The organism is Streptomyces abyssomicinicus, assembly GCF_008974245.1.
Lineage (GTDB): Bacteria > Actinomycetota > Actinomycetes > Streptomycetales > Streptomycetaceae > Streptomyces > Streptomyces abyssomicinicus.
The window spans coordinates 813,516-834,976 of sequence record NZ_BBZI01000005.1 but is presented as its reverse complement, the minus strand read 5'-3'; the positions used below and the strand labels follow the sequence as shown (position 1 = coordinate 834,976).

The following is a 21,461-nucleotide window of genomic DNA, read 5'->3' as shown; positions in this document are numbered from 1 at the left end:
TGACGGACGTACGAAAGGTTTGTTGTGCCGCGGGAGATACGCGCCTTCGACAGCAGGCGTCCGATGCTGAGCGTCGTGGTGCCCTGTTACAACGAGAGGGAAGTGCTCGCCCACACCCATGCCCGCCTCACCGAGGTCCTGGGCGCGCTGGAGGAGTTCGACTGCGAGCAGATCTTCGTGGACGACGGGAGTTCGGACGGCACCTGGGAGGTCGTCAAGGCGCTCGCCAAGGACTCGGACGGGGTCCGCGCCCTGCGGCTGGGCCGCAACTTCGGCCACCAGGCGGCCTGCCTGGCCGGCCTCCGGGACGCCGCGGGTGACGCCGTCGTCGTCATCGACGCCGACCTCCAGGACCCGCCGGAGCTGATCGCGGAGATGGCCGCCCTGTGGCGCGACGGCTGGTCCGTCGTCTCCGCACGGCGGCGCAGCCGGGCGGGCGAGAGCGTCTTCAAGAAGGCCAGCGCCTACGCGTTCTACCGGCTGGTGTCCGCGCTCTCCGAGCAGCCGCCCGCGCTGGACACCGGCGACTTCCGCCTGCTGGACCGCGCGCTGGTCCGGCTGCTGGCCGAGTCCCGCGACCGGAACCTGTACCTGCGCGGCGCGGTGAGCTGGTTCGGTTTCCCCGAGACGCACATCGACTACGACCGGGCCCCGCGGCACGCGGGGACCTCGCAGTACACCCTGCGCAAGATGCTCGCCCTGTCCCGGCGGGGCCTGCTGTCCGACTCCGCGGTCCCGCTGCGCCTGACCACCTACCTGGGCACCGCAGTGCTGGTCGGCGGCGCGGCCACGGCCGCCTTCCGGCGCGACCTCGGGGTCCTGACCGGATCCGCCGCCTTCGGCTCCCAGGCGCTCGCGCTGGGCATCGTCGGCGAGTACCTGCACGCGGTCTTCCGGCAGGTGCAGGGCCGCCCGGACTACACCGTCGCGGAGCGTCTCGGCCCGCTGTCCCCGTCCCATCCCGAAGAGGAGCGTGTGAACCTGTGAGCACGGAAGCAGCCGAAGCGGCGGGCAGCGCCGCCGGCCCGGTGGACGTCGTCGTGGTCGGCGCCGGTTTCACCGGCCTGTCCGCGGCGCTCGAACTCGCCTCGCGGGGGCGCAGCGTGCGCGTCCTGGAGAGCGAGCCGGTCATCGGCGGGCTCGCCGCGAGCTTCGACACCGGGGACGGCGTACGGCTGGAGCGGTTCTACCACCACTGGTTCTCCTCCGACGAGGAGATGCTCCGGCTGTGCGAACTCCTCGGCATCTCCGACCTGTTGGAGGCCCACGAGACGCGCACGGGCGTGTACTTCGCCAATTCCGTCTACCGCCTCTCCGCCCCGCTGGACCTGCTGCGCTTCGCGCCGCTGCCGTTCGCCGACCGGATCCGCCTGGGGCTGCTGGCCCTTCGGGCCCGGCGGGTGCGGCACTGGCGTGAGCTGGAGTCGCTCACCGCCGAGGAGTGGCTGGTGTCGCTGGGCGGCCGGCGGGTGTACGAGGTGGTCTGGCGGCCGCTGCTGGAGGGCAAGTTCGGGAAGTACGCGGAGCACGTCGGCGCGACCTGGATGTGGACCAAGCTGCATCTGCGCGGCGGCAGCCGCACCCGTTCCGGCAAGGAGACGCTGTACTACGTCAGGGGCGGCTGCGAGGCCCTGCTCACCGCGCTGGGCAGGCACCTGGAATCCCTGGGCGTGGAGATCGTCACCGGTGCGAGGGTCGCGGCGGTGCACGCCGGCGACGCGGGGGTGACCGGGGTGACGGCCGACGGCGTGTTCCACCCGGCCGGCCAGGTCCTTCTGACCACCGCGCCCTCCCTGGCGGCCTCGCTGCTCGGCGAGGAGGCGGACCACCCGGCGGTGGCGGGAGTGCGCCGGAGCTGGTCGGGCGTCGACTACCTGGGCAACGTCTGCCTGGTGCTGGAGAACGACCGTCGGCTGTCGGACACCTACTGGCTCAACGTCAACGACCCGGACTTCCCCTACGTCGGCGTCATCGAGCACACCAACCTCGACCACCCCGACCGCTACGACGGCAAGCACGTCGTGTACCTGTCGAAGTACCTGCCCACCGACGCGGAGCTGTACCGGATGTCCGACGAGGAGGTCTTCGAGTACAGCCTGCCCCACGTCAAGCGCATGTTCCCCGCCTTCGACCGCCACTGGGTGCAGCGCTTCCACGTGTGGCGCGCCGAGTACGCCCAGCCGGTGATCACCCCGGACTACTCCCGGACGATGCCGCCGGTGGAGTCCGGGGTGCCGGGCCTGTACCTGGCGGGCATGGCCCAGGTGTTCCCCGAGGACCGCGGCACCAACTACGCCGTGCGCGACGGACGCCGGGCCGGGCGCCTGATCGCCGACCGTCTGCGCGCGAGGGCCGGGAGGGACCATGGCTGACCTGATCGGGCTGGACCAGGCGGAGGCGATGACCACCGAGGAGGTGCACGACCTGTACCGCCGGTTCGTCAGCCGCAGCCAGGTGTCGCTCATCGGTTCCTTCGGCTTCGGCCGGGACCTGGTCGACCACGCCGAGGGGGCCTGGATCCATCTGCGGGACGGCCGCCGGGTGCTGGACTTCACCGGCGGGGTCGGTGTCCTCAGCCACGGCCACAACCATCCGCGTGTCCTCGCCGCGCGGCGGCGCTTCCAGGAGGCGCGCCGCATGGAGGTCCACAAGAACTACTTCTCGCCCTACGTGGCCGCGCTGAGCCACAACCTCGCCCAGCTGCTGCCCGGCGACCTGAACATCAGCTACTTCCCCAACTCCGGCGCGGAGGCCGTGGAGGGGGCGGTGAAGCTGGCCTACAAGTACCACCGGGGCCGGCGGGGCACCGTCCTGCACACGGACATCGCCTTCCACGGCAAACTTCTGGGCGCGGGCAGCCTCACCGCCTCGCCCGAGGTGCACTTCCCCTACCCGCGGATCCCCGGCACCGACGCGTTCGCCTACGACGACCTGGAGTCCTTCCGGCTGGCCCTGGAGCGGCACACCGACTCCGCCGGCGACTGCGACGTGTACGCCGTCGTCCTCGAGCCGTTCAGTGCCTCCAGTCTGCGCGAGTGCTCGGGCGCGTTCCTGCGCGAGGTGCGCCGCGTGTGCACCGAACTCGACATCGTGCTGATCTTCGACGAGGTGTACACCGGCTGGGGGAAGACCGGGGCGCTGTTCCACTTCATGCACCACCGCGGGCTCGTGCCCGACGTCGTGACCACCTCCAAGTCCTTCGGCGGCGGCAAGTCCTCGATCTCCGGCTACATCGCGCGCGAACCGGTCTTCCGCGCCGCCTACGACAACCTGTCCGACGCCACCCTGCACAGCACGACGTACTACGGGTTCGGCGAGGAGACCGCGACCGCGCTGGAGGCCGTGGCGGTCGCCGTCGAGGAGGACTTCCCCGCCCGCGCCCGCGAACTCGGCGAGCGACTGGAGAAGGGGCTCGCCGGTGTGGCCGCCCGGCATCCGCGCCTGGTGCGCGAGGTCAAGGGGCGCGGCGCCCTGCACGGGGTGTTCCTCACCCCCGGGCCCGCCCTCCCGGCCGGGCTGCGCGAACGGCTGCCCTCGGCGATGGCCCGGGACCCGCAGGCGGTGTCGAAGCTGCTGACCGGCGCCGTGATCGCCGCCCTGTACCGGGACCACGGGATCCTCACGTTCTTCGGCTCCAACCGGCTGATCGCCCTGATCGTCTCGCCGCCCCTGGTGACCGAGCCCGACGAGGCCGATCTGTTCGTCGACGCCCTCGACGAGGTGCTGAGCCGGGGCGCCACCCGGCTCCTGGCCGGATTCGTGCGGGAGAAGGTGGCGGGATGAGGCTCACCGAGCGCGACCTGTACCGGTCCGGGCTGCCGGCCTGCTGGGCCGCCGCGTACGGGGTGCTGGGCCCCGCGCCCGCCCTGCGGCAGGCGGTGCGGCACACGGTGGGCACCCTGAACCGGATGCCGGCCGGCTACCGGTGGGCGACGGCCGTGGCCCTGCGGCTGTTCCCGGCCGCCTTCCGCGCCGTCACCCGTTCGGGGCCGCACACCGCGCCGCCCGGCACGGCGCGGCGGGGACTGGCCCGGCTGCGCGGTCTGCCCGGTTACGCGGAGCTGCTGCGCGCGCTGACGGCACTGGCCCTGTACGGCGCGCTGGACTCCGGCCCCTCGCGGACCGGCCTCGCGCGGACCGGGGAGGCCGTGACGTGAGAGCCCTCACGCGGCCTGCCCGGGGCGTCCGGGAGGTCGACTGCGACGCGCTGGTGGTCGGGTCCGGCGCGGGCGGCAGCGTGGCCGCCCTCGAACTGGCCCGCGCGGGGCGGTCGGTGACCGTCCTGGAGGAGGGTCCCCGGGTCTCCACCGCCGACCTCGCCGGGAGGAGCCCGGCCGAGTCGATGCGCCGCCTGTACCGCAACGGCGGCGCCACGGCGGTGCTGGGCACCCCGGCCATCGCCTACGGCGAGGCCAGCGTGGTCGGGGGGACCACCGTGGTCAACGGCGGTCTGCTGTGGGAACCCTCGGCGACGGTGCTGAACCGCTGGGCGGCCCTGTCCGGGTACGGCGGTTACCGCGAGCCGGTCGTCGGCGCGCGCTTCGCGGAGGTCGCCCGTCGCCTCGGCATGATCGTGCAGGAGCACGGTGACGGCAACGAGGACTCCCGGCTGCTGGCCCGGGCGGCCGAGTCCCTCGGCTGGCGCTGGCAGCACCCGCAACGGGTGGTGCGCGGCTGCCTGCACCGCAACCAGTGCGCCACCGGCTGTCCGAGCGGCGCCAAGCAGAGCATGGCGCTGAGCTATCTGCCGCAGGCCGAACTGCACGGGGCCCGTATCAGCCCGGGTGTGCGGGCGGAGCGCATCGTCCACGACCGGGGCGTGGTCCGCGCCGTCGAGGCGACGGACACCGAGGGGCGGCGCACGCGGTACCGGCCCCGCAGCGTCTTCGTCGCCGCGGGACCCATCGGCACGCCGGTGCTGCTGCGCCGCAGCGGCATCCACCGGCGCGTGGCCGGGCGGCGGCTGGAGCTGCACCTGAACCTGCGGACCGTCGCCCGGTTCCCGCGGGTCGTGGACGCCGTCCGAGGCACCATGTTCACCGCCCAGGTCCAGGAGCACTCGGCGCTGGGCATCCTCGTCATGCCGTCCAACCTGACGCCCGGCGGTCTCGGCGCCGCGCTCGCGGGCCGGGCCCCGCACGAGGTCGACGAACTCCTCTCCGCCCGGGCCCACCTGGGCATGTTCACCACGCAGGTGCGGATGCAGGGTGCCGCCCGGATCACCACGCTGGCCGGGCGGGCCCCGTTGCTGCGGCACGGCATGACCCCCGCCGACCACCACACGCTGCGGCTGGCCTTCCGCAGGACCGCCCGGCTGCTGTTCGCCGCGGGGGCGGTGGAGCTGCTGCCGCCGACCAGTTCCGCCGGGCCGCTGCGCTCGGAGGCGGACGTGGCGGCCTACTGCGAGCGGGTCCGCTCCGCCGACTGGGAACTGGTGTCGGTGCACGGCATGGCGAGCTGCCCGATGGCGCTGCCGGAGCGCGGCGGGGTCTGCGACGAGACGGGCCGGCCGCACGGCTTCTCCAACCTGCACCTGTGCGACGCCAGCGTCCTGCCGGGCGCCCCGGGCATCAGCCCGCAGGGAACGATCATGTCCTTCGCCCATGAGATCGTCAGCCGTCACCTGGAGGCGACATGACCGACCCGTCCACGGCCGCGCACCCCGCCGCGCCGCCGGCGAAGCCGGACGCCCCGTTGTTCAGCCCGTCCGCCGTGGTCGCCTCCTGTGTGGCCTTCGTGCTCATCGGCGCGCTCCAGGCGCTGTACGGTCCCGCCATCCCCGCCTTCCGCGACCGGTTCGGGCTGTCCCCGGGGGCGGCCGGACTGGGACTGAGCGCGCACTTCGTCGGCGGGGTGGCCGGCGTGCTGCTGTTCGACCGCCTCCTCGGCAGGATCGGCAACCGCCGGATCCTCGGCTCCTCGTACCTGCTGATGGCCGTCGGCGCGGCGGGCTTCGCGCTGGCGCCGAGCTGGCCGGCGGGCCTGGCCGCGGCGCTGCTGGCCGGCCTGGGCTTCGGCGGCATCGACTACGGGCTCAACCAGTTGTTCGCCGTCGGTTTCGGGCACCGCTCGACCGCCATGCTGAACATCCTCAACGCGCACTTCGGCGTGGGGGCGATCCTCGGCCCCGCGCTGGTCGGCCTGGCCGGCGCGGACCGCTACCCGGCGGTCTTCGTCGGCTTCGCGCTCGCCAACCTGCCGCTCCTGCTGTGCCTGAAGGGCGTCCGCGACCAGGCGCCGCCGCCGGCCGCCGACGACGACGGCCGGGGGCGGCGGACACCGGTGGTGGCACGCAGCCTCGGTTCGGTGCTCGCCGTGTTCGTCGCGCTCTACGTCCTGCACGTGGGTATCGAGGCCGGCGTCGGCGGCTGGGAGCCCACGCATCTGGAGACGGTCGGGTACGGGGCCGGGGTCGCCGCCACCGCCACCTCCGTCTACTGGCTGATGATGACGGTGGGCCGTTTCCTGGTCGCGCCGGTCGCGCTGCGCTTCTCCCCGCAGGCCATCATCACGGTGTCCTGCGCGGGCATGACGGTGTGCCTGCTGCTGGCGAGCGTGCCGGCGCTCGCCCCGTACGCCTACGCCGGTGTCGGGCTGTTCATCGCGCCGATCTTCCCGACCGGTCTGCCCTGGCTGCACAGGGCCGCACCGCGGGCCCGGCGGGCCGGGGCGCTCGTCATCGCCGCCTCCATGGGCGGCGGTATCGTGGCGGGCCCGGCGCTGGGCAAGGCGATCGAGTGGTCCGGGGTCCGCGTGGTGCCGCTGCTGCTGGGCGCGGTCTCGGCACTGTGCCTGGCGGCCACGCTCTGGCTGGTCCGGGCCACGCGTGCCCCGGACGCGCCGCGCCCGGACGCCCGGCCGCCGGCCCGCCCGTCCACCCGCCCCGAACCGAAAGCCGGACCGCTCCCATGACCATGTCCCTGCGCCTCGAACTGTTCGTCGAGGACCTCGACGCGTTCGTCGGCTTCTACACCACCGTCCTCGGCTTCTCCCTGACCGAGGACCGCCGTTCGCGGCCCGAGCCGTACGCGGCCGTCGCCCGGGACGGCGTCCGGATCGGCGCCGCTCCCCAGTGGGCCGACGTGGACCGGGCGGCCCGCCGGGTGCCCACGGGGTTGGAGATCGTCCTGGAGGTGGACGACGTGCGGGCGGAGTACGAGCGGGTGGTCGCCACGGGTCACCCGGTCGCCGAACACCTCGAGGGCCGGCCGTGGGGCCTGACCGACTTCCGCCTCCACGACGCCGACGGCCACTACCTGCGGGTCACGGAGCGCGGTCAGGACCCGTCGTCCGGGGCGTCCTAGGGGGTCCGGGAGCCGGATGACGATTTGCCGTGCACATTTCAGAGGGGCGGTCGAACGCCCGAGGGGTGCCCGATAGGCTGCGCGCCCATGAATACCGTCGCACTGTTCATCGCTCTCTCCGTGGCCGCCCTGTGCGCGGGCGCGGCACTGGGCTGGCTGCTCCGCGGCCGCCTCGCCGACCGCCGGCTCCGCCGCAAGCAGGCCTTCTTCGGGCTGCCCGACAACGCGGAGTCGCTGCTGGTCGTCAACCGTGACCCGGGCGCCGGCCCGGAGCTCACCGTGGTGCGGCACGACGCCTTCGCGCTGCTGGAGCTGGCCGGGGTCGTCAAGGAGTGCAACGCCCACGCCCAGCTGGTGGCGCACGACGCGGCGCAGCAGAGCTTCGGCGAGCGCACCGAGTTCTGCGTGGGCGGCCCCGGCGCCAACCGGCGGCTGGCTGCGCACCTGCACTCGCTGCTGCCGGGCGTGCGGATCAACACCGAGCCGGACGCGGGCCCGGACCGCGGGGCGTACCAGATCGGTTCCGAGCGGTACCGGATGGAGCCCGGCACGGAGGAGTACGTGCTGCTGGCCCGGCTGACGGCGGGCCAGGGCAGAGCGGCGCGTCCGGTGTTCCTCTTCTGCGGACAGCGCGCCATCACCAACCAGGCGGCCACCCGCTACCTCGCCCGCAACCACGAGAAGCTGGCGCGCAAGTACGACGGCGGGTCGTTCGTCCTGCTGCTCAAGGTGGTCAACTCGGCGGCCTACGGCGCGGACGTGGTCGAACTGGTGGGCGATGTGACCAAGGCGGCGCAGTCGGCACCTCCGGTGAAGCCGCTCCAGACGCAGCCCAAGCACCGGGCGGGTTCCTGAGGCGGAGCCGCTCCGCACGGGGCCGGTGCCGGGCGGCCGGGCCCGGGCCCGGCCGGCCCGCAGCTGACCTTCTCCCCGTCCGGGACCGACCGTCCTGCGGACGGTCCGCCACCGCGCGAGCAGTGATCTCCGGCTGCTGCCGGGCGGATCCAGGGGAGCCCTGTGAGCCGCCGCTCCCTACGGCCTGTCGGCCGTGGGCGGGGCCTCGCCCGGCAGCAGCGGTCCCGGTCCGGCCGGGGCCACGTCGATGGCCTCGGTCTTGGGATTGCGCCGCTGGCGCCGGGCGACCCACCCGGCGAACCAGGAGAGCAACATGCACATCCCGATGTAGATCGGCGAAATCACCATGACCACGGGGATGAAAGGCAAATCATAGTCAAGGTTCGACGCGATGAGTTTCCCGGCATGGAGAAACTCCTCGTAGGTGATCAGGAAGCCCAGTGAGGTGTCCTTCAGGGCGACCACCAGCTGACTGATGATCGAGGGCAGCATGGCCCGCGCCGCCTGGGGCGCGAGGACGTAGGTCATCACCTGGGTCTTGCGCATGCCGAGCGCGTAGGCGGCCTCCCGCTGGCCGCGGTCCACCGAGTTGACGCCCGAGCGGAAGACCTCGGCCAGCACCGAGCCGTTGTACAGGGTGAGGCCCGCGACCAGGGCGGGCAGCGGCTGCACCTCGAGCGCCACGAAGACGAAGAAGATCATCACCAGCACGGGCATCGCCCGGAAGAACTCCACCACCAGGGTGGAGACCCAGCGCAGGACCCGGTGCTCGGAGAGCCGTCCGACGGCGAGCAGGCAGCCCAGCACGAGCGAGAGGACCGCGGCGATCGCGAACGCCTTGAGGGTGTTGCCGAGCCCTCGCAGCAGCAGTTCCTGGATGCCCTTGTACTGGAACGGCGCCCACTTGGCTGCCTCGAACTGACCCGTGTCCACCAGCAGGTACACCAGCCAGCCGAGCAGCGCCACGATCACCAGGGAGGCCCCCACGCCGTAGAGGCGGTGGCGGGCGCGGGCCTTCGGGCCGGGGATGTCGTAGAGGGCGGTGGTCGTGGGCGCGTTCGCGGTCATCGGGGCACTCCCCACTTGCGCTCCAGCACGTTGAAGACCGCGCTGATGGCGAGGGTGATGATCAGGTAGCCGACGGCGATCCAGACGAAGGTCCAGATCACGTCGTAGCCGAGTTCGCCCAGCGTCTTGTAGGTGCCGAGCAGTTCGGTGACGCTGAAGGCGCCCGCGATGGCGGAGTTCTTGGCCAGCGCGATCAGGGTGGAGCCGATCGGCGGGATGACGGTGCGGAAGGCCTGCGGCAGCACCACGTTCGACAGGGTCTGGCTGAACGTCATGCCGAGGCTGCGGGCCGCCTCGCCCTGCCCGCGCGGCACCGTGTTGATGCCCGAGCGCAGCGCCTCGCAGATGAAGGCCGAGGTGTAGCAGCCGAGGGCGAGCACCGCGAACACGTTGAAGGGCAGCACCAGGCCGAAGCGCGGCAGGCCCAGCAGGACGGCGAAGAACAGCAGGGTCAACGGCGTGTTGCGCAGCACCGTCACCCAGACCGTGCCGATGACTCTCAGCGATCCGACCGGGGCGACCCGGAAGGAGGCCATCACGAAGCCCAGCGCCAGGGCGAGCAGGGAGGCGAAGAAGGTGAGCTCGACGGTGCCGAGGAACCCTTCGCCGTAGACGGAGAAGTTGTCGGTCAGTACGTTCACGTCAGGTTCCGGTCCTCGCTCAGCCCGCCGGGTAACGGTCGATGGGAGGGGGTTCGGGCGCCGGCACCCCGGACAGGCCGAGAGTGGCCTCGTAGGCCCGCTGCCAGTCGCCGTTCCTCTCCCGCTCCTCCAGGGCGTCGTCCAGGGCGAGCCGCAACGCGTTGTCCTCCCTCGGGACGCCGATGCCGTAGGGCTCCTCGGAGAAGGGCCTGCCCACCACCTTCAGTTCCTCGGGCACCTTGGCGGCGTAGCCGATGAGGATGGCGTCGTCGGTGGTCACGGCGTCGACCTGATAGGTCAGCAGGTTGTCCACGCAGATCGAGTAGGAGTCGTAGGCGACCAGCTCGGCCTCCGGGAACTCGTCCCTGATCCGCTGGTAGGGCGTGGACCCGGACGCCGAACAGACCCGCTTGCCGGCCAGGTCCTCGGGGCCCCGGATGTCCTCCTCGTCCTTGCGGACCAGAAGCCCCTGGCCTGCCAGGTAGTACGGCCCGGCGAAGCCGACCAGGTTCTTGCGGTTGTCGTTGATGGTGTATGTGCCGACGTAGAAATCGATCTGCCCGTTCTGGAGCGCCGTCTCGCGGTTGGCGGAGGCGATGGTCTTGAACCGGATCCGGTCCGGGTCGAGGCCCAGCGAGGCCGACATCATGCGGGCGATCTCGATGTCGAAGCCGGTGAACTCGCCGGAGGCCGGGTCCCTCTCCCCCAGGAACGGCTGGTCCTCCTTGGCCCCGACGACGAAGTACCCGCGGCGCTCGGCGCGCCGCCACGTCGGCGACTCGGGCAGCCGGAAGTCCTCGTTCACCTGGTAGGTGGGCAGCTCGTCCTGGGACGGGCCCTTCACCGGCGGGCTGCCGTCCTTGCCGCAGGCGGCCGCGGTGAGGACGAGGGCGGCGGCGAGGAGCGCGCGGACGGCGCGGGAGGCTCGGGTACGGGAGCGGGCGGGTGCGGGGGTGCGGGTGGATGGGGAGGTCCGGGTGCGGCGGGCGGGGTTCTTCACGGCGCGCCCCCGGTCAGTGCTTGAGGATCTTGGAGAGGAAGTCCTTGGCCCGCTCGCTGCGCGGGTCGGTGAAGAACTCCTCGGGCGGGCGGTCCTCGACGATCCTGCCGTCGGCCATGAAGATCACGCGGTTGGCCGCGGACCGGGCGAATCCCATCTCGTGGGTGACCACCACCATGGTCATCCCCTCGCGGGCGAGCTGCCTCATGACCTCCAGGACCTCGTTGATCATCTCCGGGTCGAGCGCGGAGGTCGGTTCGTCGAAGAGCAGGGCGGTGGGCTCCATCGCCAGGGCGCGGGCGATCGCCACGCGCTGCTGCTGCCCTCCGGAGAGCTGCGCCGGGTACTTGTCGGCATGGGCGGCGAGCCCGACCCGCTCCAGCAGTTCGCGCGAGCGGCGGTCGGCGTCCTCGCGCTTGCGGCGGCGTACCTTGATCTGGGCCAGCGAGACGTTCTGCAGGACCGTCTTGTGGGCGAAGAGGTTGAAGGACTGGAACACCATCCCGACCTCGGCGCGCAGTTCGGCGAGCGCCCTGCCCTCCTCGGGCAGCGGCCGCCCCTCGAGGTGGATGGCTCCCGACTCGATGCTCTCCAGCCGGTTGATCGCCCTGCACAGGGTCGACTTGCCGGACCCGGACGGTCCGATCACCACGACCACCTCCCCGCGGGAGACGGTCAGGTTGATGCCCTGGAGGACATGCAGGTCGCCGTAGTGTTTGTTGACGTCGCGCAGTTCGATCAAAGGCTCGATCAGAGGATCGAAGGCCATGCCCAGCCCCATTGCTCATCGCCGTGTCGTAGGCTCCGTAAACTATCCGGGACCGCCCGATATGTGACGCAGACACGCACTTCGGGCACGGCGCTCCGGGCACCGGCGACAGCGCCCTCCACCTGCGGGCGGCGGCGTCCGCGCCGGCCCGTGCGGGGCTCAGGACTCGGCGGCCTCCGCGTAGACATGGCAGAGTTCCGGCGCACCGTCCGCCGCCCATCCCCGCCCCGCCGTGACGACGTCGATCTCCCGCCCGGACGCCAGCCGCACCACCGGCCGCCCGTCGGGCCAGATCTCCCACACGGCGCCCGGCACGGTGCGCACCACCACGGTGCCCAGGTACAGCCCCGCGTCGTTGCCCAGCCGCAGGACGGTCTCCTCGTCGTCCCGCCAGCGGGGCGCGAGCTGGTCGAGCGCCTCGAGCGACGCCGGGGAGTCGTCCAGTCCGACGCCCTCCCCGGCGGCGTGGGCCCGCAGCAGCTCGCACTCGCCGAGCAGTTCCGCGACCGCGCCGGCCGCCGCCGGGTCGTCCCCGGCGCCGGTGGCCGGTCCGCTCCCCACCAGGACCGCCGCGCCCCGGGCAGGACCGTGCCTCTTGCGCCAGTGGTCCAGGAAGGGGATGTTCATGCCTTCCAGACTGACACCGGCCCCGCCCCCTGACCATGGGGCGCGCGGACGCGGCCCCGCCGGGGCGTCAGACGTCGAGGTCGACGACGACCGGGGCGTGGTCGGACGCGCCCTTGCCCTTGCGCTCCTCACGGTCGACGTACGCGTCCTCGGTCGCCTTGGCGAACGCCTGGTTGCCGAAGACCAGGTCGATCCGCATGCCCCGGTTCTTGGGGAAGCAGAGCTGGCGGTAGTCCCAGTAGGTGAAGGGCCGGTCGTACTTCAGCGGACGGGGCACCACGTCCTCCAGCCCCGTCTCCCGCAGCGAGGCCAGCGCCGCCCGCTCGGCGGGGGTGACGTGGGTGAGCCCCTCGAACGCCGCGACGTCGTGCACGTCCTCGTCGGTCGGGGCCACGTTGTAGTCGCCCAGTACGGCGAACGGCCGGCTCCCCTGCGCGTCCCCGGCCACCGCGGCCCGCAGCGCCTCGAACCACTCCAGCTTGTAGGCGTAGTGCGGATGGCCGACCTCGCGGCCGTTGGGCACGTACACCGACCAGACGCGAACCGGCCCGCAGGTCGCCGAGATCGCCCGCGGCTCCTGGACGCCCTCGTACCCCGGGTCGCCCGGCAGGCCCTTGACGACGTCCTCCAGGCCGGCCCGGGAGAGGATCGCCACGCCGTTCCAGCGGCCCGTGGCGTTGACCGCCGCCTCGTAGCCCAGCTCACGCAGCGGCTCGAAGGGGAACTGCTCCTCGGCGACCTTGGCCTCCTGGAGGCACAGCACGTCCGTGCCGCTGCTCTCCAGCCAGGCCAGCAGCCTCGGCAGGCGGGCGGTGATCGAGTTCACGTTCCAGGTGGCGATGCGCATGGCTCCACGCTACCCGCTGGGTACGACAGTCCCGCGTGGGGCGGCCCGGCCGGGTCGCCCCACGCGGTGCGGTCACAGCCGGGCCGAGTCGCCCGGGGCGATCCGCAGGTGCTCGGCGCCGCCGAGGGCGCCGATCTGCCGGTCGTAGATCGGCCGGGCGAGGTCGGTCAGCAGGGCGTCGTGCACGTCGTAGGCGCGCTGCGGCTTGACCTCGCGGACGTAGTCGATCACCTCGGAGAGCTTGCTCCAGGGCGCCTGCACCGGCAGCAGCAGTGTCTCCACCGAGGCGCCCTCCGGGACGGTGAGCGCGTCGCCGGGGTGGAAGACCCGGCCGTCGACCAGGTAGCCGACGTTGGTGACCCGCGGGATGTCCGGATGGATCACCGCGTGCAGTTCGCCGTGTACCTGGACGTCGAATCCGGCGGCCGTGAAGGCGTCGCCGTCGCCGACCGTGTGCACCCGGCCGGGGAAGGCCGCGGAGATCTTGTCGGCGACGGCGGCCAGGGTCCAGATCTCCGCGGCCGGGTTCCCCTCCAGCGCGGCGCGCAGCCGGCCCTCGTCGAAGTGGTCGGGGTGCTCGTGGGTGACCAGGACGGCGTCCGCCCCGACGACGGCGTCCTCCTCGGAGAAGGAGCCGGGGTCGATGACGAGGACGCCCCCCTCCTTCTCCAGGCGTACGCAGGAGTGGGTCTTCTTGATGAACTTCATGGCCCCATCCTGCCTCGCCGCGGCGCGCCGGTCCGCTCATTCCTGCGGCATGGTCTCCTCCCGCACCACCCGCTGGGCGATCGTGAACGCCCGGTTGGCGGCGGGGAGTCCGCAGTGGACGGCGGTCTGGAGGAGCACCTCGCGGATCTCGGCGGGCGTGAGGCCGTTGCGCAGGGCGGCGCGGGTGTGGGCGGCGAACTCCTCCCAGTGGCCGCCGGCGACCAGGGCGCCGAGGGCGACACAGCTGCGGGAGCGCCGGTCCAGGCCGGGGCGGTTCCACACCTCGCCCCAGGCGTAGCGGGTGGCGAACTCCTGGAAGTCGCCGGAGAAGTCGTCGGCGCCGTCCAGCGCGCGGTCCACGTAGGCGTCGCCGAGGACCTCCCGGCGGATCTTGAGGCCGGTGTCGTGGAGGTCCCCGAGATCACCGGGGCCGGGCCGGGCGGGCGCGGCGGCCAGCTCGGCGATGGGCATCGCGCGGGGGCGCGCCACGCCCTGGGTGACCGAGGCGGAGGCCGGTCCGGCGGATCCGGCAGGGCCTGCGGGCCCGGCCGCCCAGGCGCTGGAGAAGTGCCGGACCAGCAGGTCGGTGACGGCGGCGGGCTGCTCCACCGGTACCAGGTGGGAGGCGCCGGGCACCACGGCGAGGCGGGCGTCGGGGATGCCGGCGACGAGGGTGCGGGCCTCGGCGGGGCCGGTGATCCGGTCGTCGGAGCCGGCCAGGACCAGCGTGGGCACGCCGATCCGGCCGAGTTCGGCGCGCACGTCGAACCCGGCGAGCGCCTCGCAGGCGGCGATGTAGCAGCCGGGGTCCGTCGTGCGGACCATCTGCACGGCCCATTCGGTGATGGCCGGCTGGGCGGCCGCGAACCCGCCGGTGAACCAGCGCTCCGGGGACGAGCGGGCGATCTGCTCCAGCCCGTTGCTGCGGACGACCACGCCGCGCTGGCGGAACTCGTCGGGGGTGCCGAAGCGGGGCGAGGCGGCGATCAGCGCCAGCGAGGCGACCCGCTCGGGGTGGCGCAGCGCCAGCTCCAGCCCGACCGCGCCGCCGAGGGCACAGCCGGCGTAGCCGAAGCGGTGCACGCCGAGACCGTCGAGGGTGGCCAGCAGCCGGGCCGCCAGCTCGGCGACCGAGCCGGCGGGGTAGGCGGGTGCGCCGCCGTGCCCGGGCAGGTCCCAGCGCAGCACGCGCCACTGCCGGGCCAGCTCCGGAACCTGGCGGTCCCACATGTGCCATGTAGTACCAAGGGACGGTCCCAAGATCAGCACTGGAGCGTGTTCTGGCCCGTCAAAGCGGAATTGGAGGGCCGGCGTCTTCGTCTCACTCACCCTCCGAGCCTCTCATCTCTCACAGCTGCCCCTATCACGTGGGGGTGAAGCTCCCCCGTTGACCTGGACACGTGGACACTGGGACGGATGGGTCTCAGGGGAAGTAGTTCAGGTTGAGCAAGAGCAACCGCAGTAAGCGGTACACGGAGGAGTTCAAGCGCGACGCGGTCGAGTTGGCGCTGGCCTCCGACAAGACGGTCACCGAGGTCGCCCGTGACCTCGGCGTGAGTGCGGAGGGCCTGCGGGGCTGGGTGAAGCAGGCCAAGGCCGACCGCGGCCAGGGCCGGCCCGGCGAGCTGACCTCGGACGAGCGTGACGAGCTCAAGCAGCTGCGCAAACAGAACGCCGAGCAGGCCAAGACCATCGAGGTCCTGCGAAAAGCGGCGGTCTTCTTCGCGAAGGAGAGCGATCGATGACCGACGTCTACCGGTTCATCGAGGCGGAGAAGACCACCTTCGGCATCGCTCTTTTGTGCCGGCTGCTGAACGTCGCACGCTCCTCCTTCTACGCCTGGGCCAGGGGCGAAGCCGCCCGCCGGCGCCGCCAGGACGCCGACGACGCCCTGGCCCACGAGATCACGGTGCTGCACGTCGCCTCCAGGCACACCTACGGCGTCCCACGCATCCACGCGGAACTGGCCCGGCTCGGACGCCGCGTGAACCGCAAGCGGGTGGAGCGGATCATGCGGGAGCGCGGCATCGCCGGCGTCACGCGCCGCAGGCGCCGGTCTCTCACCAGGCCCGCGAAGCGGGCGGTGCCCGCGCCGGACCTGATCGGCCGCGACTTCACCGCACCGGCGCCAGGCATGCGGCTGGTCGGTGACATCACCTTCATCCCCACCGAGCAGGGCTGGCTCTACCTGGCGACCTGGCTGGACCTGGCCACCCGTGAGGTCGTCGGCTACGCGATGGCCGACCACCACCGGGCCTCACTGGTTGTCGACGCTCTCACCATGGCCGCGGGCCAGGGAGCCCTCCAGCCCGGCTGCATAGCCCACTCGGACCGCGGCAGCGAGTACACCTCCGACGAACTCCGCCGCCACATCAGCGGGTTGGGCCTGCGGCAGAGCATGGGCCGAACCGGATCGTGTTACGACAATGCCGCAGCTGAGAGCTTCTTCGCCGTTCTCAAGGAAGAGATCGGCACCCGCGTCTGGCCGGACCGGGCCACCGCACGGGCGGCGATCTTCGCCTACATCGAGACCTTCTATAACCGCCAGCGGCTACGCAAGCACCCACGGTGGGGCTACCTCACCCCGCACGAGATCCGGCAGCGACACCAAGGTCACTCCCTGGCAGCGTAAGCAACGAGTGTTCAAGGTCATGGGGGAACTTCAGGGTGACTGCGTCGGCCTGACCAGGTGGAAGACCTCTCGGGCCGCGTAGCGTTTGAGGGATCGGACAATCTCGCGGCGGGTCTTGCCCTCCTTGGTGCGGCGTTCGAAGTAGTCCTGGGTGCGCGGGTCGACGCGGAGGCGGGTCTGCACGATCCGGTGCAGGGCGGCGTTGGCCTGCCGGTCGCCGCCGCGGTTGAGGCGACGGTACTGCCGGCTGCCGGAAGACCGCTCGACAGGACTGACTCCGCAGAGCGCTGCGAAGGAAGCGTCGCTGCCGAGGCGTTCCGGGTTGTCCCCGACCGTGATCAGCAAGGTGACCGCCGTGTCCGGTCCGATACCCACCACCGTGAGCAGATGTGGGAAGTGACACTCGACAACCCGGGCCATGCGGTGCTGCAGTTCCTGGATCTGTTGGGTGAGCTGTTCAATCCGCTGGGCCAGCAGGGACAGGGTGACGCGGGTGGCCTGCAGCACCGCCTCCTCACCGCCCGCCTCGGCCTGGTCGTCGGCGAGCCGTGCGCAGATACGGAAGAGTTCTGCATTCTTCAGCCCGGCCAGCTCTTCCCGCAAGTTCGGGTCGGCGCTGACGAGGACGGCCTTGAGTTGATTGATCGCCTGGGTGCGCGCCTTGACCGCCGACGCCTTGGCGAGTTTGTACAGGCGCGCGACCTCCACCGGCCCGTCGCCTGACTTTGCCCGGGCACGGGCCCGGCAGCTCAGCACCGAGCGGGCCGCGTTCTGGGCGTCGAGCGGGTCCGTCTTGCCGCGCCGACGGCGGTCGGTCCGGTCGGGCCGGTTCACATCGAGCACTTCCACGCCCTGGGCCAGCAGGTAGCGGGAGAGGGCCGCCCCGAAGGAGCCTGTCCCCTCCACTCCGGCCCGTCGCACGCGGCCCAGCCGTCTGGCCCACTTCAGCAAGTCGCGGTATCCGGCCGCGGTGGCCGGGAACACCTCCGTGCCGAGGAGTTCCCCGACCGGCGAGAGCACTGCGGCCACATGAGCGTCCCGGTGGGTGTCCACCCCCAGGACCACCTCTCCGTTCGGTCGGCGCCGACCGGCACGTGGCCCTGCGAATGTATCGGTCATGTCCTCCCGCCTCTCGGTCCGGGACTCCCGCCACCTCACCGGCACCGGACAGCGCGGACGGTCAGAACTGTGACGACGCCCTGATCGGCAAGCCCCTATCGAGACACGCCCCGCCTTGCCGGTCACCGGCGACGCGCCGTCCCTGCCCGACCGGATCGACGCAGCGTGATCCAGACACCCAGGTCAAAGCTCTCAGGAGTCAGACCCGGCCGGAAGACGGCACTTTTCAATTCTCCCGTCAGGCGGAACACTCAACCCCGGGGGTGCTGAAGATGCTCGCTTTCAGTTCGTCAAGGCTCTGAAGTCGACTTAGTACGCCCGTAATGGATCGTGCGTGGCCACCGCACGTCTGCCCACCTCATCGCCTGCGGGGTCGACTCGCGACCGGCTCTCCGCGGAGCCATCTGAACGGCTGCGATGCTTGCACAGCCACAGCAAGCCTCCGGCCAGGCCGGCCAGCCTCAGGGCGCGGCCCTTGGCCGCCCCTTGACTGCCAGCGCACCCAAGTTTTCAGGACCCGGACCAGCCGAGCCACCACAGCAGATCTGCGGCCCCAAGTGCGGCCACGACCTCGACTGCGGCCGATATCGGGCCGCGTTGCTTGTCGCGTGCGATGCTCTGCCTCGGGAGCCACTCGTTGGACACACCCGCCCCAGTGGGAGTACCTGCCCCATAGGCTTTGCTTCGACTCTGGGAATGACGTGCTGGCGGGGCTCACCGCCTGAAACGAGGCCGGCACCCAGCAGAGCTCCCTCAAGTTCCGTGAGTGTGGCGGTTGTTGGTGATGCCCAGGATCGCGAGTGCCCGTTCGGGGTCGTAGCGGACGACACGGGTGGTCTTGACTATGTTGTCGGCTCCGAGGATCTTCAGGGTGCCGATGGCGAGGTTACGGAAGCTGGCCATGGTGCGGGGCGTGCTCCCGGCGTGAACGGTTGAGGCGTCCTCGGCGAAGGTGACATCTCTGATGCGGTGGGAGGAATGTTCGATTCTCCAATGTCCGCAGATGGCAGCGGCGAGGTCGGCGGGGGCGACCTGGTGGCTGTCGAGGCTGGTGACGGCGTAGACGCTCTCGCGGCTCTCGGGCTTGCCGGTGGGCTTGCGGCGGCGGTGGACGCGGATGGCCAGGGCAGCGTGCGGGAAGGAGATCCCGCTGAGGTTGCCGGCGATGGAACAGGTCTTGATCGACCGGGACTCGCGCCGTCCGTGAGCGGTGCGGGAGGCGGTGTGCTGAATGGCGATCGGCGTCCATGGCAGGGCGCGGAGCTGGGCGTATGCGAGGGGCTGGTTGGTCTTGATGACGCCGATGTAGTGGGCTTCCTTTGTCTCGACCAGCCAGGTGATGTTGGCCTTCACCGAGTGCAGGGCATCGAAGGTGACCACGGCGTCCGCGAGGTCTAGGGGCGCCAGCAGCGGCTTAAAGTGCCGCGTCTCATTTGTCTTCGCCCCGACCTCCACCTGGGCGAGCGTGGCGACGGGTGCGTGCTTACGGCCGAGAGCAGGTGACGGCGCGGCGCGTCCAGGCGGGCCGAGCCCTTCAGCGCCTTGCCGTCCACGGCGATGACCCACCGGGTGCGGGTCGAGGGTGTGTCGGCCGACGCTGCTTCGCGGTGCCGGTCGGTGAGATAGGCACCCACCGCTCGGTCCAAGGCATCGCCGTCCAGCGCCTGAAGGACGCGCCCGATCGTGACCGGCTTCGGGCTGCGCCGCCAGCCCAGCAGATGACGGCGGATCCCGAGGGCTGTCAGCAGCGTGATCGTGGCCCGCTCGCCGGCCTCGGCGATCTCGTGGATGCTCTTCGCGCCCCCGATCACCGCGTAGGCACACACCAGCAAGACTGCGGTCAGCGAGTACCAGCGGCCCCGGCGTGAGCGCGGATCGGGTACCGACTCGAGGTAAGGGCGCAGGTCAGCGATCCGGTCCGCGTCTACAAGACTGGTGAAGATCTTGGGTTCTGGCCCCGCCGCGTCAGCGGCGGGGCCAGACTCGTGTGGTGGTTCAAGGGGAGTGGGCCGGGGAGCTGGTCGGTCCGGATGTGTGGGAGTCCTGCCGGGAGTTGATTCCGGCTGGGAGTGTCTTCGCGTTCCTGGCGGAGCATCGTGCGGTGCTGTTCCCCGCGGAGATGTTCGCGGACATGTATCTGTCAGCGAAGGGGCGGCCGAGCATGCCGCCGCAGATTCTGGCCGCGGCAGTCGTGCTGCAGTCCCTGCACGGTCTGTCGGACTTCGAGACCGTTCAGGAATTGCGGTGTGACCTGCGATGGAAGGCCGCATGCGGGCTGGGCCTGCACGACACGGCGTTCGATCCGTCGCTGCTGTCGTACTTCCGGCGGCGACTGGCCCGCTCGGCCCGCCCGCACCGGATCTTCGACGCGGTGCGCGAGGTCGTGCAAGCGACCGGCGTGCTCAAGGGCAAGCAGCGCAGGGTTCTGGATTCCACCGTGCTGGACGATGCGGTGGCGACCCAGGACACCCTCACCCAGCTGGTGTCCGCGATCCGGGCGGTGATCCCTGAGGTCCCTCAAGCGGCCGGCATCGCGGCGGATCAGTGCACCGCGCACGACTACTCCTCGCCGGGCAAACCGCGGATCGCCTGGAGTGACGAGGAGGCCCGGGCCGCCCTGGTCGACGCTCTCGTCGGTGACGCGTTACGCCTGCTGGGCTCTCTCCCCGAGCAGAACCTCGGGGAGAAGGCGGCGAACGCCGTCGGACTGCTGGCTCTGGTCGCGGGCCAGGACGTCGAGCCCGCGGACGGCTCCGACGGGCGGGACGGGCGCTGGAGGATCAGCCGGGGCACCGCGTCCGAGCGGGTCGTCTCCACCGTCGATCCCGACAGCCGGCACGTCCACAAGACCCGTTCCCACTACCAGGACGGCTTCAAGGCCCACCTGGCCATGGAGCCGGAGACCGGGCTGATCACCGCCGTCGAGCTCACTCCCGGAGCAGGGCAGGCCAACCACGAGGCGGTCGTCGGCCTCGGTCTGCTGGCCGAGGAGGACGGTCCGCTCGACGTCCTGGGTGACACCGCCTACTGCACCAAAGAGGCCCGGGCCGCTCTCACGGCGGCCGGGCACCGGCTGTTCCTCAACCCCGCTCGCTGCGGGCGGTCGTTCCCGGCGGCTTTACCCTGGACGACTTCGTCATCGACACCGCCGGAAACACGGTGGTCTGCCCGCGGGGAACAACCGCGGAACTGCGGCCGCCTCCGGCATGCACCAGCAGCGGAAGGCCGTCTTCGCAGCGGAGCAGTGCACGGGCTGCGAACTGAGAGAGCGGTGCACCAAGGCCAAAGGCGACCGCATCGTCACCATTCGCCCGCACCATGATCTGCAGGCCGAGGCCCGCCGCCAGGCCGCCACCGACACCGACACCGACACCGACACCGAATGGCAGGACACCTACCGCCGCTGGCGGCCACCCCGTCGAACGGGCTGTCGCCTGGCTCGTCCATCAGGGCAACCGGCGCCTGCGCTATCGCGGCACCCTTCCGAACAACACCTGGCTCCACCACCGGGCCGCCGCCCTCAACCTCCGCCGCCTGATCAACCTCGGCCTCACCCGCACCAACAACACCTGGCACCTCACAACGGCCACCGGATGACCAGAGGGGCTGCCCGGCCTCCGGCCGGGCAGCCCCTCCACCAAGATCTTCATCAGTCTTCTACGGACTCAGCTTCACCAGCACGGCAGGGATAGGAGAAGATACAACGGCAGGCACGGGACGTCCTCGTGATCATCTGGCTTAGTCACGATGGCGAGCATCTGGGTTCTCACTCAGACACGGGAGTTGCACCGCGACTTGCGCTGGCGCAACCAGAACGCCCGGCATCCCGACGTCCTGACCGCCCAACGACGCGAACGCGCCCGAATCCGCCACGAAAAGCCCTACTCTGGG

At 71.5% G+C, this 21,461-nt stretch carries 21 protein-coding genes and 1 pseudogene; 11 read left to right on the top strand and 11 right to left on the bottom strand.

Annotated features, from left to right (window positions below):
* Positions 1-24 precede the first annotated feature (24 nt).
* The 8 genes from GBN72_RS03400 (at position 25) to GBN72_RS03365 (ending at position 8,159) form a co-directional block, all read left to right on the top strand.
* Entirely contained in the window at positions 25-987 is a 963-nt protein-coding gene (locus GBN72_RS03400; protein ID WP_151770105.1) for a glycosyltransferase family 2 protein, read from the top strand.
* On the top strand, positions 984-2,372 hold the full coding sequence (locus tag GBN72_RS03395) for an NAD(P)/FAD-dependent oxidoreductase (RefSeq protein ID WP_151770104.1): 1,389 nt from the start codon (positions 984-986) through the stop codon (positions 2,370-2,372). The genes GBN72_RS03400 and GBN72_RS03395 overlap by 4 nt, the downstream gene beginning before the upstream one ends.
* Positions 2,365-3,783, top strand: a complete 1,419-nt coding sequence (locus GBN72_RS03390; RefSeq protein ID WP_218042014.1) for an aspartate aminotransferase family protein — start codon at positions 2,365-2,367, stop codon at positions 3,781-3,783. Before GBN72_RS03395 ends, GBN72_RS03390 begins: the two co-directional genes overlap by 8 nt.
* Entirely contained in the window at positions 3,780-4,157 is a 378-nt protein-coding gene (locus GBN72_RS03385; protein ID WP_151770103.1) for a hypothetical protein, read from the top strand. Before GBN72_RS03390 ends, GBN72_RS03385 begins: the two co-directional genes overlap by 4 nt.
* Positions 4,154-5,638 carry a GMC family oxidoreductase gene (locus GBN72_RS03380; protein WP_151770102.1) on the top strand — a complete coding sequence of 495 codons (1,485 nt, stop codon included), beginning with the start codon at positions 4,154-4,156 and terminating at the stop codon, positions 5,636-5,638. Before GBN72_RS03385 ends, GBN72_RS03380 begins: the two co-directional genes overlap by 4 nt.
* Positions 5,635-6,912: an MFS transporter gene (locus tag GBN72_RS03375; RefSeq protein WP_174887060.1), complete on the top strand. Its 1,278-nt coding sequence runs from the start codon at positions 5,635-5,637 to the stop codon at positions 6,910-6,912. The genes GBN72_RS03380 and GBN72_RS03375 overlap by 4 nt, the downstream gene beginning before the upstream one ends.
* Complete coding sequence (locus tag GBN72_RS03370) at positions 6,909-7,304, top strand: VOC family protein (RefSeq protein ID WP_151770101.1); 396 nt, start codon at positions 6,909-6,911, stop codon at positions 7,302-7,304. Before GBN72_RS03375 ends, GBN72_RS03370 begins: the two co-directional genes overlap by 4 nt.
* An 87-nt stretch (positions 7,305-7,391) precedes the next feature.
* The gene (locus GBN72_RS03365) at positions 7,392-8,159 is read left to right on the top strand and encodes a hypothetical protein (protein WP_151770100.1); all 768 of its coding nucleotides are present in this window, start codon (positions 7,392-7,394) and stop codon (positions 8,157-8,159) included.
* A gap of 177 nt (positions 8,160-8,336) precedes the next feature.
* Here GBN72_RS03365 and GBN72_RS03360 read toward each other — a convergent pair whose 3' ends face one another.
* From GBN72_RS03360 to pcaDC, 8 genes are all read right to left on the bottom strand, one after another.
* The gene (locus GBN72_RS03360; RefSeq protein ID WP_151770099.1) at positions 8,337-9,227 is read right to left on the bottom strand and encodes an amino acid ABC transporter permease; all 891 of its coding nucleotides are present in this window, start codon (positions 9,225-9,227) and stop codon (positions 8,337-8,339) included.
* The gene (locus GBN72_RS03355; RefSeq protein ID WP_151770098.1) at positions 9,224-9,868 is read right to left on the bottom strand and encodes an amino acid ABC transporter permease; all 645 of its coding nucleotides are present in this window, start codon (positions 9,866-9,868) and stop codon (positions 9,224-9,226) included. Before GBN72_RS03355 ends, GBN72_RS03360 begins: the two co-directional genes overlap by 4 nt.
* A gap of 19 nt (positions 9,869-9,887) precedes the next feature.
* Entirely contained in the window at positions 9,888-10,868 is a 981-nt protein-coding gene (locus tag GBN72_RS03350; protein ID WP_151770097.1) for a glutamate ABC transporter substrate-binding protein, read from the bottom strand.
* 13 nt (positions 10,869-10,881) lie between these two features.
* Positions 10,882-11,637, bottom strand: coding sequence for an amino acid ABC transporter ATP-binding protein (locus tag GBN72_RS03345; protein WP_151770096.1), 756 nt, complete (start codon positions 11,635-11,637; stop codon positions 10,882-10,884).
* A gap of 159 nt (positions 11,638-11,796) precedes the next feature.
* Positions 11,797-12,264 (bottom strand): DUF6278 family protein, encoded by a 468-nt coding sequence (locus GBN72_RS03340; RefSeq protein ID WP_151770095.1) that lies wholly within the window; start codon positions 12,262-12,264, stop codon positions 11,797-11,799.
* 67 nt (positions 12,265-12,331) lie between these two features.
* Positions 12,332-13,111 (bottom strand): exodeoxyribonuclease III, encoded by a 780-nt coding sequence (locus GBN72_RS03335; protein WP_151770094.1) that lies wholly within the window; start codon positions 13,109-13,111, stop codon positions 12,332-12,334.
* Positions 13,112-13,183: 72 nt separating this feature from the next.
* On the bottom strand, positions 13,184-13,819 hold the full coding sequence (locus tag GBN72_RS03330; protein ID WP_151770093.1) for an MBL fold metallo-hydrolase: 636 nt from the start codon (positions 13,817-13,819) through the stop codon (positions 13,184-13,186).
* 36 nt (positions 13,820-13,855) lie between these two features.
* A complete protein-coding gene (gene pcaDC / locus GBN72_RS03325) occupies positions 13,856-15,148 on the bottom strand; it encodes a bifunctional 3-oxoadipate enol-lactonase/4-carboxymuconolactone decarboxylase PcaDC (protein ID WP_151770092.1) in 1,293 nt (430 codons plus the stop codon).
* A gap of 113 nt (positions 15,149-15,261) precedes the next feature.
* Here pcaDC and GBN72_RS03320 point away from each other — a divergent pair, with 113 nt between their 5' ends.
* On the top strand, positions 15,262-15,564 hold the full coding sequence (locus GBN72_RS03320) for a transposase (RefSeq protein ID WP_151770091.1): 303 nt from the start codon (positions 15,262-15,264) through the stop codon (positions 15,562-15,564).
* Entirely contained in the window at positions 15,561-16,451 is an 891-nt protein-coding gene (locus tag GBN72_RS03315) for an IS3 family transposase (RefSeq protein ID WP_151770090.1), read from the top strand. Before GBN72_RS03320 ends, GBN72_RS03315 begins: the two co-directional genes overlap by 4 nt.
* Positions 16,452-16,481: 30 nt before the next feature.
* Here GBN72_RS03315 and GBN72_RS03310 read toward each other — a convergent pair whose 3' ends face one another.
* The 3 genes from GBN72_RS03310 to GBN72_RS35000 form a co-directional block, all read right to left on the bottom strand.
* Positions 16,482-17,570 (bottom strand): IS110 family RNA-guided transposase, encoded by a 1,089-nt coding sequence (locus GBN72_RS03310; RefSeq protein WP_151770089.1) that lies wholly within the window; start codon positions 17,568-17,570, stop codon positions 16,482-16,484.
* Between the two features lie 753 nt (positions 17,571-18,323).
* Positions 18,324-19,025, bottom strand: a complete 702-nt coding sequence (locus GBN72_RS35005) for an ISAs1 family transposase (RefSeq protein ID WP_246212231.1) — start codon at positions 19,023-19,025, stop codon at positions 18,324-18,326.
* Complete coding sequence (locus tag GBN72_RS35000) at positions 18,965-19,414, bottom strand: transposase family protein (RefSeq protein ID WP_246212335.1); 450 nt, start codon at positions 19,412-19,414, stop codon at positions 18,965-18,967. Before GBN72_RS35000 ends, GBN72_RS35005 begins: the two co-directional genes overlap by 61 nt.
* 173 nt (positions 19,415-19,587) lie before the next feature.
* On the opposite strand from GBN72_RS35000, the pseudogene GBN72_RS03300 reads away from it, so the two are divergent.
* Positions 19,588-21,167: pseudogene (locus GBN72_RS03300) on the top strand (IS1182 family transposase).
* The last annotated feature ends 294 nt before the right edge of the window (positions 21,168-21,461 follow it).